We start from the raw sequence: 17,246 nt of genomic DNA on the forward strand, positions 1-17,246 counted from the left end.
GCCGCGATGCCAACCAATACATCCAATGTATCGGTTGACATACCGAAAGTATTTTTCCGCCGGACTTCCGATCCGTACCATCGCCTCATGGATTTCGAGGAGACGACATGATCCCGGCAGCACCACGCAAAAACGGGGGCGCGCAATGACAGGCCCCCTCCAAGGCGTTCGCATCATCGACATGACCACGGTCCTGATGGGACCGTACGCCACACAGATCCTCGGCGACCTCGGTGCCGACGTGATCAAGGTCGAACCTCCGACGGGAGACACCGTCCGCGACGTGGGTTACCGCCGCAACGACGGCATGGCGGGCATCTTCCTGCACGTCAACCGCAGCAAGCGCAGCATCGTGCTGGACCTGAAGAAGCCTTGCGGGCGCGATGCGCTGCTGCGCCTCGTGGCCGACGCCGACGTGCTGGTCTACAACGTGCGTCCGCAGGCGATGGCGCGGCTGAACCTGGGTTACGAGGAAATCGCCAAGGTCAATCCAGGCATCCTGTACGTGGGCCTCTACGGCTATGGCCAGGCCGGCCCCTATGCGGCCAAGACGGCCTACGACGACCTGATCCAGGGCGCCGTCGCCATTCCCACACTGTCGAAGATGGCCGGTGCCGACATCCCGCGCTACGCGCCCAGCGCCATTGCGGACCGCATCGTCGGCATCTCCGCCGTGAACGCCATCACCGCGGGCCTCTACCACCGCCTGCGTACCGGCGAAGGCCAGTCCATCGACGTGCCGATGTTCGAGACCATGGCGCAGTTCATCCTGGGCGACCACATGGGCGGCGCGACCTTCGAGCCGCCGCTCGGTCCGACGGGCTATGGGCGTGTGCTCGATCCTAACCGCCGCCCGTACCGCACGAAGGACGGCTACCTCTGCGTGCTGGTCTACAACGACAAGCAGTGGCGCAAGTTCTTCGAGCTGATCGGCAAGCCGGGCCTGATGGACAGCGACCCGCGCTTCGCCACCATCGGCGAGCGCACGAAGCATATCGACGCTCTCTATGGCATGGTTGCCGAGGTGATGCCCACGCGCACCAGCGCGGAGTGGACCGCGCTGCTGGAGTCCACCGACATGCCGGTGATGCAGCTCCACACCGTCGATTCGCTGATGACCGACCCGCACCTCGACGCGGTGGGCTTCATCGACGTGGTCGAGCACCCGACCGAAGGGCAGATCCGCTCGATGGCGATCCCGTCGCACTGGTCGAAGACCACGCCGAAAGTGGAACGCCAGGCACCGCGCCTCGGCGAACACAGCGCGGAAGTGCTGGCCGAGGCCGGCTTCAGTGCCGACGAGATCCGCAAGCTCGCGGAAGAGGGCGTGACGCTGATCGCGCCCGCCACCGAGTGATACCCCCACATTCCGGAGTTTCATCGTGACTGCAAGTCTCGAATCGTTGCCGCTCGTCGCCATCCCGCCGGCGGACGAAGCGCTGCGCGGCCCGATCCGCGCATTCCTCGAAGGAAAGCTGGCCAACGTGCCGACGCATATCCGCGCCCGCACCTGGATGGGCTATGACGCCGACTTCAGCCGCGCGCTCGCGAAACAGGGCTGGCTCGGCCTCGCCCTGCCAAAGGAGTATGGCGGCGCCGGCCGCAGCGCATTCGCCCGCTTCGTGCTGGTGGAGGAACTGATCGCCGCCGGTGCGCCGGTGTCGGCCCACTGGTTCGCCGATCGCCAGACCGCCCCGCTGATCCTGAAGTTCGGCACGCCGGCACAGCGCGAGTTTTTCGTCCCGCGCATGGTGCGCGGCGAGATCTTCATGTGCATCGGCATGAGCGAGCCCGACACCGGCTCCGATCTCTCCAGCGTGCGCACGCGCGCCGTACGCACCGGCACGGGCTGGCGCCTGAACGGCCGCAAGATCTGGACGACCAATGCCCACCGCACGCAGTACATGTGCGCGCTGGTGCGGACGTCGGGCCAGCACGGCGACCGCCACAAGGGCCTGTCGCAGGTACTGATCGACCTCAGCCTGCCCGGCATCAGCTACCGCCCGATCAAGGACCTCGCCGGCGACGCGCACTTCTGCGAAGTCGTCTTCGAGGACGTGGACCTGCCGGCCGACGCCATCGTCGGCGAAGAAGGCTCGGGCTGGAAGCAGGTGACTGCGGAACTTGCCTTCGAGCGCAGCGGACCGGAGCGCATCCTGACCAGCCAGCTGCTGGCCGAGACGTGGCTGGCCGAAGTGCGTGCGTCGGGCCTTGCCGTGCCCGATTCGGTGAAGGTCATCGCCGGCCGCATCGCCGGCCGCCTGGCGGCGCTTCGCACGATGTCGCTCGCCGTCGCCGACCTGCTCGACAAGGGCCAGAACCCCGAGACCGACGCCGCCTACGTGAAGGACCTCGGCACCGAGTTCGAGCAGACCGTGCCGGGCTGGATTGCCTCGGCCATCGAGCAGATGCCGGACTTCGCGCCGTCGGAGACGCTGCAACGCGCGCTCGCCTACATCACGCAGCTTTGCCCGAGCTTCTCGCTGCGCGGCGGCACCCGCCAGATCCTGCGCGGCATCATCGCCCGCTCGCTGGGCCTGCGCTAAGACATTACCGGAGACGACCATGACTGATTCCCTCCTGGAAGGCTTCGAGCGCGCCCTCGCCGACCTGTGTGCCGACGAAGCGGTACGCCGCAGCGAAGCGGCCGAAGGCGCCGCCGGGCAATGGGCCGCCATCGACGCGCTCGGCTACACCGATGCGCTCGTGCCCGCAGAGTGCGGCGGCGCCGGGCTGTCGCTTCCTGAAGCCTTCCCGCTGTTCCTCGCCGCCGGCCGGGCCGGCCTGAGCCACCCGTTCGCCGAGACCGCCATCGCCCGCGCCATGCTGGCGAAGGCGGGGCGCGAGAGCACGGGCGAGTGCATTGCCATCGCTCCCGCCGCCGCTGGCTGCCAGCACATCGCCTGCCGCAACGTGCCAGGCGGCGCGCTCGCCGATCTCGTGCTGACGCAGTGGCGCGGCGAATGGCTGCTCTTGCCGGTGAGCGCCGCGATGCACACCCCGGGCATCTACCGCCCGCTGGCATCGGCCTCGCTGCAATGGCAGTCGGCTGACGTGGCGGTCTTCCGCTTCCGCGATGACGACGCCGACCTCCTCGCGCTCTGCAACGCCGCCCACGCCGCCGGCATGGCGGGTGCGATGCAACGCGTGCTGGCCATGAGCGTGACGTACGTCAACGATCGCCAGCAGTTCGGGCGCGCGATCAGCCAGTTCCAGGCGATGCAGCAGGAACTGAGCGTGATGGCCGAGCAGGCCAGCTCGTCGGTGTTCGCCGCCCGCCTGGGCTGCGCGGCCGCCGGCTGGCTGCCCGATCCGCTGCGCGCCGCGTCGGCCAAGCTGCGCGCCTGCGAGGCGGGCGAACGTGTCGCGGCCATCGCCCACGCCGTGCATGGCGCCATCGGCATCACCGAGGAGCTGGCACTGGGCCTGTTCACGCGGCGCCTGCATGAATGGCGCAGCGTGGGCGGCAGCGAGACCGGTTGCGCGAAGCTGATCGGTGACGCGCTGTTCGCGCAGAGCGGCGCGTCGAGCCAGGTGATTCTCGACTTCGCGCGCACCCAGCTCGCATTCCACGCCTGAGGCCACCATGCTGAACAACAAGGAATCCATCGTCATCGTCGGCGCGAAGCGCACGCCGATCGGCGCGTTCAATGGCTCGCTGTCGGCGTTCAAGGCGCCGGAGCTTGGTGCCGTGGCCATCCGTGCCGCCGTCGCGCAGGCGGGGGTCGATCCGGCTTCGGTCGACGAAGCCATCATGGGCCTGTGCCTGTTTGCCAACGTCGGCCAGGCACCGGCGCGGCAGGCGGTGCTCGGCGCCGGGCTGCCCACCTCTACGCCGGCCACCACTATCAGCAAGATGTGCGGCTCGGCCATGAAGTCCGTGATGCTCGCGCATGACCTGCTGCTTGCCGGCACCTGCAACGTGGCGGTGGCGGGCGGCATGGAGTCGATGACCAACGCGCCGTACATCGTCCCGCGCGGCCGCTACGGCTACCGCCTTGGGCACGGCCAGTTCCTCGACCACATGTACTGCGACGGGCTGGAGGACGCCTACGAAGGCCACCTGATGGGCTACTACGCAGACCTCGCCGCCGAGGCGCGCGGCATGGGCCGCGAGGCACAGGATGCGTACGCCCGCGAGAGCCTGCTGCGCGCGCAGGCGGCGGTCGCCGAAGGGCGCTTCCGCGACGAGATTGCGCCCGTCACGCTCAAGCGCGGCGGCGAGTTTGCCGAGGACGAGACGCCGGGCCAGTGCGACGCCGCCAGGCTGCCGAAACTGAAGGCCGTGTTCCGCGACGGCGGCTCGGTGACTGCCGGCAATGCCTCGTCGATCTCCGACGGTGCCGCCGCGCTGGTGCTGATGCGCGAGCGCGATGCCATCCGCGAGGGCCTTGCGCCGCTGGCCCGCATCGTCGCCCACGCCACCCACGCCAACCCGCCGCAGCAGTTCGCCGACGCGCCGGTGCTCGCCGCGCGCCGCGTGCTCGACAAGGCGGGCTGGACCGCGCGCGACGTCGATCTCTATGAAGTCAACGAGGCGTTTGCCGTGGTGACGATGATCGCGCTGGACGAGCTTGGCATCGGCCACGACCGCCTCAACGTCAACGGCGGCGCCTGCGCGCTCGGTCATCCGGTCGGGGCGACCGGGGCCCGCCTGCTGGTGACGCTGGTCCACGCGCTGCAGCAGCGCGGCCTGAAGCGCGGGCTCGCCAGCCTGTGCCTGGGCGGTGGCGAAGCCACGGCCATCGGCCTCGAACTGTGCTGAGGAGCCGGCCATGAGCGTTCTGCATCGCATCGAGAACGGCGTCGGCTGGCTGACCATGGACCGCCCGGCGGCCATGAACAGCCTGAACCGCGAGATGGCCGCCGCCATGACCGCGCAACTCAGGGCATGGCGCGACGACCCCGCCGTGCGCGCGGTGGTGCTTACCGGCAACGGCCGTGCGTTCTGCGCCGGGGCCGACCTCAAGCAAGTGGCCGAGCCGCCTGTGACCGGCGAGCCGGATTTCCTCGACGTGGTGGTCGGCTTCGTCGACACGCTGCGCGCGTTTCCCAGGCCCGTCATCGCCGCCGTGAATGGCATGGCGCTCGCGGGCGGGCTGGAAACGGTGATGGCCTGCGACCTCGTCCTCGCCGCCGAGAGCGCGAAGCTGGGCGACGCGCACTCGAACTTCGGCGTGTTCCCCGGGGCGGGCGGCGCGGCGGTGCTGCCGCGCAAGGTGCCTGTCAACGTGGCGCGCTGGCTGCTGTTCACCGGCGCAAGCTTCACCGCCGCGCAGATGGAACGCTTCGGCCTGGTCAACGAAGTTGTGCCGGACGCCGAACTCGCTGCCCGCGCACAGGCCGTGGGCGAATTGCTGGCGGCCAGGAGCCCGCTGGTACTCGCCCGCATGAAGCGCGTGGTGGCCGAGGCCGCCGACAAGCCGGTTGCCGACGCGCTCCGTCAGGAACTGCTCGAACTGCGCAACCACCAGCGCTCCCATGACATGCGCGAGGGCTTGCTGGCCTTCGCCGAAAAGCGGCAGCCCGTCTTCAAGGGCTGCTGAACCGACACAAGGAACCACCATGGACTTGCTCTACTCGGAGGAGCACAAGGCGTTCCGGCAGGAAGTGCGCGACTTTCTCGCCGCCAACCTGCCGGACGACATGCGCGAGCGCCTGCGCGCCGGCGGCTTCGCCACCAAGGACGACAACGCACTCTGGCAACGCAGGCTGAACCAGCGCGGCTGGGGCGCGCCCGCCTGGCCGAAGGCATTTGGCGGCGCCGGCTGGGACGCCGACCGCCAGCGCATCTTCGCCGACGAATGCGCTGCCGCGCCGGCACCGACGCCGCACCCGTTCAACATCACCATGCTGGGGCCGGTGCTGATCCACTTCGGCTCCGACGTGCAGCGTGAGTATTTCCTGCCCAAGCTTCTGAACGCCGACATCCAGGTCTGCCAGGGATTCTCGGAACCGGGCTCCGGCTCCGACCTTGCCTCGCTGAAGACCACGGCTGTTCGCGAAGGCAATGAGTACATCGTCAACGGCCAGAAGATCTGGACGAGCCAGGCGCATTACGCGGACTGGGCCTTCTGCCTGGTGCGGACCGACGTCGACGCGGTGAAGAAGCAGGCCGGCATCTCGTTCCTGCTGATCGACATGAAGTCGCCGGGCATCACCGTGCGCCCGATCATCAGCATCGACGGCCGCCACAGCCTGAACGAAGTCTTCTTCGAGAACGTGCGCGTGCCTGCCGACAACCTGGTGGGCGAGGAGAACAAGGGCTGGAGCTACGCCAAGTTCCTGCTCGGCCACGAGCGCGCCCACATCGCCGGCATCGGCCGCAACAAGGAGCGCGTGGCCTGTGCCAGGGCGCTGCTGGCGAAGATGGAGGACGAGGGCTACCCGGAGGCGACGCTGGCAGCCTATCGCGGACGGATTGCCATGATCGAAGCCGACCTGCATGCGCTGGAAGTGACGCAACTGCGCGTGCACGGCGGGCACGCCGACGCGAAGCTGTCGCCGATGCTGAAGGTTCGCGGCAGCGAGATCTTCCAGGCCGTCACCGACCTGCTTTGCCGGATGACCGGCACCGGTTCGCTGCCCGCCGACGGCGCCGACGTGACGCTGACCCGGTCCTACCTGTACTCGCGCGCCGTCTCGATCTTCGGCGGTACCACCGAAGTGCAGAAGAATATCCTTTCCGCTTCCCTCCTGGATCTGTCATGAACCTGCAACTGAACGACGTCCAGCAGCAACTGCAGGACAGCCTGGGGCGGCTGCTGGCCCGCGAGTACGACTTCGGCCGCCGCCAGCAATATGCGGCGTCCGCTGCCGGGCATTCGCCCGAGGCGTGGGCGCAACTGGCCGGTCTGGGCGTAACGGCCGCGGCCATCGGCGAGGCGCATGACGGCTTCGGCGGCGACGCCGTCGACCACATGATGATCTCCGAGGCACTCGGCAAGTGCCTGTCGCTGGAGCCGTATCACGGCACCGTGGTCATGGCGGCCACGGCCATCGAACAGCTGGGCTCGCCCACGCAGCAGTCCAGCCTGTTGCCGCGGATCGCGCGGGGCGAACTCCAGGTGGCGTGGGCACATGGCGAATCGGTGCCCGGGCGCATCGCCACGCGCGCTGCCCATGGCGTGGATGGCTGGCGGCTCTATGGCACCAAGCCCTGCGTGCTGCATGGCACCGGGGCGGATTACTTCCTCGTGACCGCGCAGGCGCCGAATGAGGGCGTCCAGCTGTTCCTGGTCAATGCCAGCACCACGGGCGTGCGCAACGCCGGCGGCCGCCTGATCGATGGCACCCCGGCGGCGGACCTGGCGCTGGATGACGCCGAGGGCGAGCGGCTTGGCACGCTGACGCCCGCGCTGCTGACCCGTCTGCTGGAAACCGGCATCAGTGCCGCCTGCGCCGAGATGGTCGGCGCGATGGATGGCGCCTGCGCGCTCACCGTCGCGTACCTGAAGACGCGCTCGCAGTTCGGTCGCGTGATCGGAGCGAATCAGGCGCTGCAGCACCGCGTCGTCGACATGCTGACCGCGCTGGAGCAGAGCCGCAGCATGTCGGTCTCGCTGGCGCTTGCACTGGCAGGGCGCAATGACCTGACCGGCGCCGAGGTGCCGGTCCACGCGGCCAAGGTGCTGGTGACGCAGAACGCGCGCCACGTCGCGCAGGAAGCCATCCAGCTGCACGGCGGCATCGGCATGACCGAGGAGTACGCCGTGGGGCACTACCTGCGCCGCATCCTCGTGCTCGACCAGCTGCACGGCGACATGCAATACCACCTCGGCTACCTCGAGCGGCGCGCCGCCTGATCGGCTGGCAGCGCCACCCCAAAGCAATCCCCATACATCCCAAGGAGACAAACCATGTCTGACATCATGTCCCTGGCCGGCAAGGTCATCATCGTTACCGGCGCCGCGCAGGGCATCGGCCGCGCCACCGCCGAACTCGCGCTGAGCCTGGGCGCCAGGGTTTGCGTGGTCGACCTGCAGCGCGAAGCGATCGAGGCGTTTGCCGCCGAGCACCCCGACCATGTCCAGGCCTATGCCGGCAACGTGGCTGATCCCGACTTCGTGTCGTCGTCCGTCGAGCACGCGGTGTCCCGCTTCGGCAAGGTCGATGGCCTGGTCAACTGCGCCGGCATCGTGCGCGCCGCGATGATCGAGAACATGACGCTGAAGACCTGGCACGACGTGGTCGACTGCCACCTGACCGGCGCCTTCCTCTGGCTGCAGGCGGTGGGCTCGCGCCTCGTCGAGCGCGCCAAGGCGGGCGAGAAGGTGCAGGGCTCGATCATCAACGTCTCGTCCGATGCCGGCCGCCGCGGCTCGGTCGGCCAGATCAACTACGCGTCGGCCAAGGCCGGCATGTTGGGCATGACCATGAGCGCCGCGCGCGAGTGGGGCAAGTTCGGCGTGCGCACGAACTCGGTCTGCCTGGGCATGGTGGAAACGCCGATGACCGAGACCATCCGCGGCGAGCGCTTCCGCGACACCTACCTGGCGATGATCCCGATGGGCCGCTGGGCGCAGCCGGAAGAAATCGCCGCGCCGATCTGCTTCCTGCTGTCCGACGCCGCCGGCTACGTGCTGGGCCAGCACATCGGCGTGAACGGCGGCCTGCACATGGCGAGCTGAGGGCGGCATGTCGACACGCGATCTCTATACCCACGCGCAACTGCGGCGCCTCTTCCATCCGCGCACCATCGCGGTGGTCGGCGCGACGCCGAACGCTCGCTCGTTCGCCGGCCGGGCCATGACGAACCTGCAGCAGTTCGACGGCAACGTGCTGCTGGTCAACCCCCGCTACCCCGAGGTGAACGGGCAGGTCTGCTATCCGTCGCTGTCGGCGCTGCCCGAGGCGCCCGACTGCGTGCTGATCGCCACCGCGCGCGAAACGGTGGAGCCCATCGTGCGCGAGTGCGCGGGGCTGGGCGTGGGCGGCGTGGTGCTGTTCGCGTCGGGCTATGCCGAGACCGGCAATCCGGAGCAGATTGCCGAGCAGGCTCGGCTGGTCGCCATTGCCCGGGAAAGCGGCATGCTGCTGCTCGGTCCGAACAGCATCGGCTATGCGAACTACATCAACCATGCGCTGGTGTCGTTCACGCCGCTGCCCGCGCGTGGCGGCGAACTGCCGGCCCATGCGATCGGGCTGGTCAGCCAGTCCGGCGCGCTGGCATTTGCGCTGGAACAGGCGGCCAACCACGGCACGGCGTTCAGCCACGTGTTCTCGTGCGGCAATGCGTGCGATATCGACGTGACCGACCAGATCGCCTATCTCGCCGGGGATCCCTCGTGCGCGGCGATCGCATGCGTATTCGAAGGGCTGTCCGACGCCAGCCGGATCATTCGCGCGGCGCAAGTCTGCGCGGAAGCCGGCAAGCCGCTGGTGGTCTACAAGATGGCGCGCGGGACGGCGGGCGCGGCGGCGGCCATGTCGCATACCGGCTCGATGGCGGGATCCGACCGCGCCTACAGCACGGCGCTGCGCGAAGCTGGCGTGGTGCAGGTCGATACCATCGAGCAGCTCGTGCCGACGACGGTGTTCTTCGCCAAGGCCCCCCGGCCGACGACGTCCGGCGTGGCCATCGTCTCGGGTTCGGGCGGCGCGGGCATTGTCGCCGCCGACGAGGCCGAGCGTTTCAACGTGCCGCTGCCGCAGCCGTGTGACGCGACCCGCGCCGTGCTCGAATCGCACATTCCTGACTTCGGCGCCGCGCGCAACCCGTGCGACCTGACCGCCCAGGCCGCCAACAACTTCGACTCCTTCATCCAGTGCGGCGACGCGGTCTTCGCCGATCCCGCCTACGGCGCCGCCGTGGTGCCGCTGGTGGTGACCGGCGACGGCAACGGCCGCCGCTTCCAGGTGTTCAACGACCTAGCCGTCAAGCACGGCAAGATGGCGTGCGGCCTGTGGATGTCGAACTGGATGGAAGGGCCGGAGGCGGTCGAGTCCGAGGCGCTGCCGCGCCTTGCGCTGTTCCGCTCGGTCTCGCACTGCTTCGCGGCGCTGGCCGCGTGGCAGGCACGGGAGCAATGGCTGTTGTCGCGCGCCACGCCGAAGCCGCCGCGCCTGACACACGCTTCGGTGGCCGCCGAAGCGCGCGCGCGCATCGTTGCCGCGCCGGCCGATACGCTCACCGAGCGTGAAGCCAAGGACGTCCTTGCCATGTACGGCGTGCCGGTGGTGGGCGAGTCCCTGGCGACGAGCGAGCAGGACGCCGTGCGCGCCGCCGATGCCTGCGGCTATCCGGTCGTGCTGAAGGTCGAGAGCCCGGCCATCCCGCACAAGTCGGAAGCGGGCGTGATCCGCCTCGGCGTGAACTCGGCGCAGGAGGTTGCCGTCGCGTACCGCGAGGTCATGGCGAATGCGCGCAAGGTGACCGCCGACGACCGCATCAACGGCGTGCTGGTGCAGAGCCAGGTGCCGACCGGCATCGAGATCTTGGTCGGCGCCCGCGTGGACCCGCACCTCGGCGCGCTGCTGGTGGTGGGGCTGGGCGGGGTGATGGTCGAGCTGATGCAGGACACGGTCGCGACCATCGCGCCGTGCTCGGCGCAGCAGGCGCGCGCCATGCTGGAGCAGCTGCGCGGCGTGGCGCTGCTGAAGGGCTTCCGCGGCGCGGCGGGCGTGGACATGGACCTGCTGGCGGAAATCGTCGCCAGCCTGTCCGAGTTCGCGGCGGACCAGCGCGACGTGATCGCCGAGTTCGATGTGAATCCGCTGATCTGCACGCCGGACCGCATCGTGGCGGTGGATGCGCTGATCGAACGGAGAGTGGGGGCCTGACGGGCCGCTCCGGTGCCGGCGGGGAGGGCGTTCCCGCCGGCATCGGAAACATTCAGGCGGCGGCGCGAAGCGGCGCTTCGACCGCCGCCTCCTGGCTGGCCGCGCCGGTGACCTCGTGCGCCAGTGCCACGAAGTTGCGGGTGGTGGCGTGCATGTTGCCCGGCAGCGTTGCCAGTGCGATGCCGAATTCCATCTGCGCCGGCAGCCCGGTCAGCGGAACATGCCGGATACCGTCGCCGCCCAGCCGGGCGGTGGAGGCCGGCACCAGCGCCACACCCAGCCCGCTCTCCACCAGCGCGAGGATGGTGGGTACCTGCACCGCTTCCTGCGCAATAGGCGGCTGGATGCCGGCCACCTGGAACGCATGCATCATCAGCGAATGCATCGCCGGCACGCGGGCCTGCGAATAGACGATGAACGGCGTGTCGCCCAACTCGGACAGCGCGATGTGCTTGCGCCGTGCCAGCGGAGAATCGGCGCTGACGGCGAGCATCATCGGTTCGGACTGCAGCAGCGCGATCTGCAGCGGCGTCTTGGCGAGCACGGGATAGCGCACCAGCGCGACATCGAGCACGTGTTCCTCGACCGCACGCAACAGGTCGACCGTCGTCGATTCCTCGATGATCAGCTCCACGTGTGGATACCGGCCGCGAAATGCCCGGATCAGGCGCGGCATCAGCGAATACACCGACGAGCCGACGAAGCCCACGCGCACCTTGCCGCGCACGCCGTTCTCGCCTTCGCTGGCCGCGTGGCGGATCTCGTCGGCGAAGTACAGCGTGCTGCGCATCTGCCGCAGCACCAGCTCGCCCACCGGCGTGAGCGTGAGACCGGACGGGTGGCGGTCGAACAGCGTCACGCCGAGTTCCTCTTCCAGCTTGCGGATGGCCGTGGACAGCGGCGGCTGCGCCATGCAAAGGCGCTCGGCGGCGCGGTGGAAGTTAAGCGTTTCGCTCAGCACCAGGGCCTGGCGCATCTGTCGGAGGTCCATCTTGGAAGTTGCCTGATATACGATATGTGGTTGAAGAATACGAATTGTCGCAGAATAAGACAACCGGATTCGGGTATTCCCTGATCGGGTTGCGTAGCGTCGCGCACTTTGGCGGGCGTGGAAATGCATCGGGGCGGCCTTGGCCGCCCCGCGTATTGCTTTCAGGTCTCCTGCCGCGCCGGCTTACCTGGGCTGCATCCGGATCGCCCCGTCGAGACGGATGACCTCGCCGTTCAGCATCGGGTTGCCGACCACGGCTTCCACCAGCCGCGCATACTCGGCGGGCCGTCCGAGGCGCGAGGGGAACGGCACCATCCTGCCCAGCGCGTCGCGCACGGTTTCGGGCAAGCCCATCAGCATGGGCGTTTCGAAAAGGCCCGGCGCGATGGTCACGCAGCGCACGCCGTCGCGCGCCAGGTCGCGGGCGATGGCCAGCGTCATCGACGCTACGCCGCCCTTCGACGCGGCATAGGCCGCCTGCCCGATCTGCCCCTCGAACGCCGCCACCGACGCGGTGTTGACGATGACGCCACGCTCGCCGCCGGCATCGGGCGCGTTGCCCACCATCGCCGCGGCGGCGAGGCGGACCATGTTGAAGGTGCCGATCAGGTTGATGCGCACGGTGCGCTCGAAGGCGTCGAGCGGATGGGGGCCGTCCTTACCGACCGTCTTGCACGCGGGCGCCACGCCGGCGCAGTTCACCAGTCCGGCCAGCCGGCCGAGCGCGGTGGCGGCGTCGACGGCGGCGCGGCCGTCGGCCTCGCTGCTCACGTCGCAGCGCACGAAGCGGCCGCCCAGTTCGGCAGCCAGCGCCTCGCCGGCGGGGTTGATGTCGGCGATGACGACCTTGCCGCCGGCGGCGGCAATCATGCGGGCGGTGGCTTCGCCGAGGCCCGAGGCGCCGCCGGTAACGAGGAAGACGTTGTCGCGGATGTCCATGCCAGTCTCCCGCTCAGCGCTTCAGTTGCGCCATGTAGCTGTCAAGCGCGGCCTCATGGTCGTTGGTGTGGTGCGCCAGCGCCTGGAAGCCGGCCGACATTTCGAGGATGGTGTCGAGGCGGGCGTGCTGGCCTTCCTTCAGCAGCCGCTTGGCCATGCGCAGCGCATGGCCGGGATTGACCGCGATGCGCTGCGCCAGTTCCATTGCCGTGGGCATCAGCGCCTCCTGCGGGACCACGCGCGAGACCAGTCCCCATTCGAGCGCCTGCGCGGCGTCGATGGTATCGCCGGTGAAGCACAGCTCCGCCGCACGCGACATGCCCACGGCGCGCGGCAGCAGCCACGCGCCGCCATCGCCCGGAATCAGGCCGAGCTTGACGAAAGTGGCGGCGAACACGGCCGTTTCGGATGCGATGCGGATGTCGCACGTGCAGACGAGGTCATTGCCCGCGCCGAGCGCCGGACCATTCACTGCCGCGATGACCGGCACTTCGAGGTTCGACAGCGCCAGCGGCAGGCGCTGGATGCCGTCGCGGTAGGCGTAGCGGGCCATCACCGGCTCGCCCGACTCGCGCCCGAAGGTGGCGCGCAGGCTCTTCAGGTTGCCGCCGGAGGAAAAGGCGGGACCGGCGCCGGTCAGCACCACGACGCGCACGGAATGGTCGCGGTTGACGGCTTCGCACATCTCGACCAGCGCCTCCACGGCGTCGTTGTCGGACAGCGCGTTGCGCGTCTGCGGACGGTTCATGGTGACGATGGCGATGGCGCCTTCGCGTTGGATATCGAGGAAATTGCTCATGACAGACTGTGGTGGGGAAGACGTGTGGTTTCGGCCGCGTTCAGGCAACGGCCGGGGCAGGGGGGCGCGGTGTCAGCGCCGCTGGCATTTCTCCGACACGGCGCGCGCAGCGTCGATGCGGCCGGGCGGCAGCCAGCCCGCCAGGACCTCGGCAATCCCGGCGGCGTCCGGCGCGCGCGGCGCCGCGGGCGGCACCGAAGGCGTGCGGCTGAAGCGCGGCGCGGGCGCCGGATGCATGATGCCGTCCACCTCGACGAAGGTGCCGCGCGCGCGCAGGTGCGGGTGGTGCGGCGCCTCGTGGTAGTTCAGCACGGGGGCGAAGCAGGCGTCGGTGCCATCGAGCAGGGCGCACCATTCGTCGCGCGTGCGGGTGCGGAAGACTTCGGCCAGTGCCGCGCTTCCGGCTTCCCAGTTGGCGGGGTCGTTCTGGTCACCAAGGCTCGCAGGGTCCACGCCAATCCGGCTGAGCAGGTCTCGGTAGAAGCGCGCCTCGACAGGGCCGACCGAGATCCAGCCGCCGTCCTTGCACGCGTAGACGTTGTAGAAGTGCGCGCCGGAATCGAGCACGTTCGTGCCGCGCTCCGGGCGCCACTGGCCGGCGGCGGCGAGGCCGAAGAACACCGCGCCCAGCGCGGCGGCGCCATCGACGATGGCGGCATCCACCACCTGTCCCTTGCCGGACTTGCCCGCCTCGATCAGCGCGGCCAGCACGCCGGCGACGAGGAACATGCCGCCGCCGGCGAAGTCGCCAAGGTAAGCCGGGGGGATGGCCGGCGGGCCGCCGCGCTGGCCGATGGCATTGAGCGCGCCGGTCAGCGCGATGTAGTTGACGTCATGCCCCGCCGCGTTGGCCAGCGGACCGCTCTGGCCCCAGCCCGTGACACGGCCGTACACGAGCCGCGGATTGCGCCCCATGCACGCGTCCGGGCCGAGGCCCATGCGCTCGGTGACGCCGGGGCGAAAGCCTTCGATCAGGGCGTCGGCCTTCTCCACCAGTTCCAGCACGGTCGCCACGGCCTCGGGATCCTTCAGGTCGAGCACGAGGGACTTGCGATTGCGCAGCATGAGGTCGTACCGGCGCTCGCGCTTCACGCCGAGATCGACCTCGCCCGGACGCTCGATGCGCAGCACCTCCGCGCCCATGTCGGCGAGCATCATGCCGGCCAGCGGGCCGGGGCCGATGCCGGCCAGTTCGATGATCCGGATGCCCGCGAGCGGGCCCTTCCTGGTTTCCTGGTCTGATGCGTGCATGTTTTTGCTCTACTCCACGGGGATGCCGGCAGTCTTTACGATGTCGCGCGTGCGTTGTATCTCGGCGAGCTGGAAGTCGCGCAGGCGGGTGGTGCTGCCGGTGTACACGGTGCCGCCCAGGCTCTCGACGAATTTCACGCCGGCGGGCGCCTGCAGGGCCGCGCGCACGGCGTCCGACAGGCTCTTGATGATCGGCGCGGGCACGTTGGCGGGCGCGAAGACCCCGGTCCACGCCGAAACGTCGAAGCCCGGCGCGCCGCTTTCGGCCACGGTGGGCACCTCCGGGAGTTCCTTGAGCCGATGGGTGTCGGTGACCGCAAGCGCGCGCAGGCGGCCGGCCCGGACCAGCGGCATGACCGCGCTGATCTCGGCCATGGAGTAGTCCACCTGTCCGACGGCGACGTCGGTCATGGCCGGGGCGGTGCCCTTGTAGGCGATCGGGGCGGCGTGGATACCGAAGCGCTCGTTGAGCAGTTCGACGAACACCTGGTAGCCGGGGCTGCCGGCGGCGTAGTTGAGCTTGCGGGGCGCCTTGCGCGCGCCGTCGACCAGCTCCGCGAGCGTCCGGAACGGGGAGCCGGTCGGCACCACGACGACGAGCGCGAAGCGCGCGATGCGTTCCACCGGCGCGAAGTCCTTGACGGGGTCATACGGCAGGTTCCTGAACACGGCGACGTTGGTCACCATGGTCGAGTTGCTGCCGACAAACAGCGTATAGCCGTCGGGCGCAGCCTCGGCCGCGGCGCGTGCGCCGATGAAGCCGTTGGCGCCTGGGCGGTTCTCCACCACGAACGGCTGGTGGAACTTCGCCGAGAGTGCCTGGGCGACAAAGCGCGCGGTCGTGTCCGTGCCGCTGCCGGGCGGCAGCGAGACAATGATCTTGACCGGGCGGTTCGGGTAAGCCGCCTGCGCCAGGGCCGGTTGCATCCACGCGGACGCCGCGGCCACCGCGCACGCCGCCACACATGTCGCCATGAGGCGCCAGCGCCGCCAATACGGCAATCGGGGTAGATGAAAGGCCATGTCGTCTCCTTGGTTCCCTGGTCTGGTCGTGATCCTGCAAGGGGACGGCACGCCGTCCTTTGAGGGAGTCCGACAGATGCTAAGAAGCTGGCGCAGTTGTGAAAAATACTTTCGGTATGTCGATCAATACATGGGATGTATCGGCGCGTGCCGGCCACGGCAAGGCAGAGGGACCCGCAATGCCTGATCCAGGTGGCGGATCGTTCCCTGCGCCACGAACTTTGATTAGGGTTTTCCTACGATATATGGCGAAACACTACGAAAACACGTAGTATTGGATCGTCGGTATCTGGAAGGTGTCCACGACATCTCGTAGGAATCAGCCGGCACAGGGAGTCTTTGGATCCGGCAAGAGACCGGTGCGATACACAGGAGATAGTTGGACATGCTGTCACGAATCCGGAGCCGGCGCCCCCGGTTCCCCGGCCTCGCCCGCCTTCCCAGGCGCTTCGGAACAACCCTGGCGGCGGCCGCCGCAGTCGTGTGCGGCCTCGCCGCCGCGACGAGCGCATCGCCCGCGCGTGCGCAGGACGGGTATCCCGCCAAGCCGGTCACGATAGTGGTGCCCGCGCCGCCCGGCGGCATCACCGACCAGCTTGCCCGGCTCGTCGCCTCGCATATGGCCAGGGACTTCGGGATCCAGGTCGTGGTCGACAACCGGGGCGGCGCCGGCGGCAACATTGCCGCGGAAATCGGCGCGCGTGCGCAGCCTGACGGCTACACCGTCCTGATGGGCACGCAGGGCATGTTTGCCGGCAACCAGTTCCTCTACAAGGCGCTGCGCTTCGATCCGGAGAAGGACTTTATCGCGGCACAAGGCCTGGTCACCATTCCCAACATCCTGGTGGTGAACAGCCGGTTGCCGTTCCGCTCGGTCGCGGACCTGGTCACGTACGCCAGGGCCAATCCCGGCAAGCTGACCGTGGCGTCCGTGGGCAACGGCACGGGGACGCACCTGGCCGCCGAACTCTTCCAGGCCCAGGCGGGAGTGAAGTTCGTCCACATCCCCTACAAGGGCAGCGCGCCTGTCATCAATGACCTGCTGGCGGGACAGGTCGACATGACCTTCGACTACCCCGTTTCGACGCTGCCGCAGATCCAGGCGGGCAAGCTGCGCGCGCTCGCGGTCACGAGCAAGGCACGCCTGCCCGCGCTGGCGCAGGTGCCGACCGTGGCCGAGGCCGGCTATCCCGGGGCGGAAGCCACGTCGTGGATCGGCCTGTTCTTCCCGGCCCGCACCAGTCCGGCCATCGTGGCCAGGTGGCAGGCCGATATCGGCCGCCTGCTGGCCGATCCGGCGGTGACCGCCGAGATCCAGCGGATGGGCGCCGCGCCGCTGCCGCTTGGCGGCGAACGTTTCCGCGCCTTCGTGGCATCCGAACGCGGGAAGTGGAAGGCCATCATCCAGCGCTCCGGCGCCAGCATTGACTGAGCCCGGCTCCCCGACACCCAGGCAGTCCC

15 protein-coding genes are annotated in these 17,246 nt (G+C 69.1%); 10 read left to right on the top strand and 5 right to left on the bottom strand.

Translation table 11 applies throughout. The features are described from left to right. Positions 1-145 precede the first annotated feature (145 nt). The 9 genes from I6H87_RS20625 to I6H87_RS20665 are packed head-to-tail and all read left to right on the top strand — an operon-like array spanning position 146 to position 10,782. Positions 146-1,357 (top strand): CaiB/BaiF CoA transferase family protein, encoded by a 1,212-nt coding sequence (locus tag I6H87_RS20625; protein WP_011616538.1) that lies wholly within the window; start codon positions 146-148, stop codon positions 1,355-1,357. A 25-nt stretch (positions 1,358-1,382) separates the two neighbouring features. Then, positions 1,383-2,546, top strand: coding sequence for an acyl-CoA dehydrogenase family protein (locus I6H87_RS20630; protein WP_011616539.1), 1,164 nt, complete (start codon positions 1,383-1,385; stop codon positions 2,544-2,546). A gap of 19 nt (positions 2,547-2,565) precedes the next feature. Next, positions 2,566-3,579, top strand: a complete 1,014-nt coding sequence (locus tag I6H87_RS20635; RefSeq protein WP_011616540.1) for an acyl-CoA dehydrogenase family protein — start codon at positions 2,566-2,568, stop codon at positions 3,577-3,579. Between the two features lie 7 nt (positions 3,580-3,586). Then, complete coding sequence (locus tag I6H87_RS20640) at positions 3,587-4,765, top strand: thiolase family protein (protein ID WP_011616541.1); 1,179 nt, start codon at positions 3,587-3,589, stop codon at positions 4,763-4,765. 10 nt (positions 4,766-4,775) lie between these two features. Further along, the gene (locus tag I6H87_RS20645; protein ID WP_011616542.1) at positions 4,776-5,546 is read left to right on the top strand and encodes an enoyl-CoA hydratase/isomerase family protein; all 771 of its coding nucleotides are present in this window, start codon (positions 4,776-4,778) and stop codon (positions 5,544-5,546) included. Between the two features lie 19 nt (positions 5,547-5,565). Further along, positions 5,566-6,711: an acyl-CoA dehydrogenase family protein gene (locus I6H87_RS20650; protein WP_011616543.1), complete on the top strand. Its 1,146-nt coding sequence runs from the start codon at positions 5,566-5,568 to the stop codon at positions 6,709-6,711. Continuing rightward, a complete protein-coding gene (locus tag I6H87_RS20655; protein WP_011616544.1) occupies positions 6,708-7,805 on the top strand; it encodes an acyl-CoA dehydrogenase family protein in 1,098 nt (365 codons plus the stop codon). The genes I6H87_RS20650 and I6H87_RS20655 overlap by 4 nt, the downstream gene beginning before the upstream one ends. A gap of 54 nt (positions 7,806-7,859) precedes the next feature. After that, the gene (locus I6H87_RS20660) at positions 7,860-8,630 is read left to right on the top strand and encodes an SDR family NAD(P)-dependent oxidoreductase (RefSeq protein WP_011616545.1); all 771 of its coding nucleotides are present in this window, start codon (positions 7,860-7,862) and stop codon (positions 8,628-8,630) included. Positions 8,631-8,637: 7 nt separating this feature from the next. Beyond that, positions 8,638-10,782, top strand: coding sequence for an acetate--CoA ligase family protein (locus I6H87_RS20665; RefSeq protein ID WP_011616546.1), 2,145 nt, complete (start codon positions 8,638-8,640; stop codon positions 10,780-10,782). Between the two features lie 52 nt (positions 10,783-10,834). On the opposite strand, the gene I6H87_RS20670 is transcribed toward I6H87_RS20665, so the two are convergent. From I6H87_RS20670 to I6H87_RS20690, 5 genes are all read right to left on the bottom strand, one after another. Then, complete coding sequence (locus tag I6H87_RS20670) at positions 10,835-11,773, bottom strand: LysR family transcriptional regulator (RefSeq protein WP_041687951.1); 939 nt, start codon at positions 11,771-11,773, stop codon at positions 10,835-10,837. A 183-nt stretch (positions 11,774-11,956) separates the two neighbouring features. After that, positions 11,957-12,712 carry a 3-hydroxyacyl-CoA dehydrogenase gene (locus tag I6H87_RS20675; protein ID WP_011616548.1) on the bottom strand — a complete coding sequence of 252 codons (756 nt, stop codon included), beginning with the start codon at positions 12,710-12,712 and terminating at the stop codon, positions 11,957-11,959. A gap of 13 nt (positions 12,713-12,725) precedes the next feature. After that, on the bottom strand, positions 12,726-13,511 hold the full coding sequence (locus I6H87_RS20680; RefSeq protein WP_011616549.1) for a crotonase/enoyl-CoA hydratase family protein: 786 nt from the start codon (positions 13,509-13,511) through the stop codon (positions 12,726-12,728). Positions 13,512-13,583: 72 nt separating this feature from the next. Further along, positions 13,584-14,762 carry a CaiB/BaiF CoA transferase family protein gene (locus tag I6H87_RS20685; protein ID WP_011616550.1) on the bottom strand — a complete coding sequence of 393 codons (1,179 nt, stop codon included), beginning with the start codon at positions 14,760-14,762 and terminating at the stop codon, positions 13,584-13,586. Positions 14,763-14,771: 9 nt separating this feature from the next. Then, complete coding sequence (locus tag I6H87_RS20690; protein ID WP_041688295.1) at positions 14,772-15,737, bottom strand: Bug family tripartite tricarboxylate transporter substrate binding protein; 966 nt, start codon at positions 15,735-15,737, stop codon at positions 14,772-14,774. 433 nt (positions 15,738-16,170) lie between these two features. Here I6H87_RS20690 and I6H87_RS20695 point away from each other — a divergent pair, with 433 nt between their 5' ends. Beyond that, positions 16,171-17,217, top strand: a complete 1,047-nt coding sequence (locus I6H87_RS20695; protein ID WP_011616552.1) for a Bug family tripartite tricarboxylate transporter substrate binding protein — start codon at positions 16,171-16,173, stop codon at positions 17,215-17,217. Positions 17,218-17,246: the final 29 nt, after the last annotated feature.

It is taken from the genome of Cupriavidus necator, assembly GCF_016127575.1.
GTDB lineage: Bacteria > Pseudomonadota > Gammaproteobacteria > Burkholderiales > Burkholderiaceae > Cupriavidus > Cupriavidus necator_D.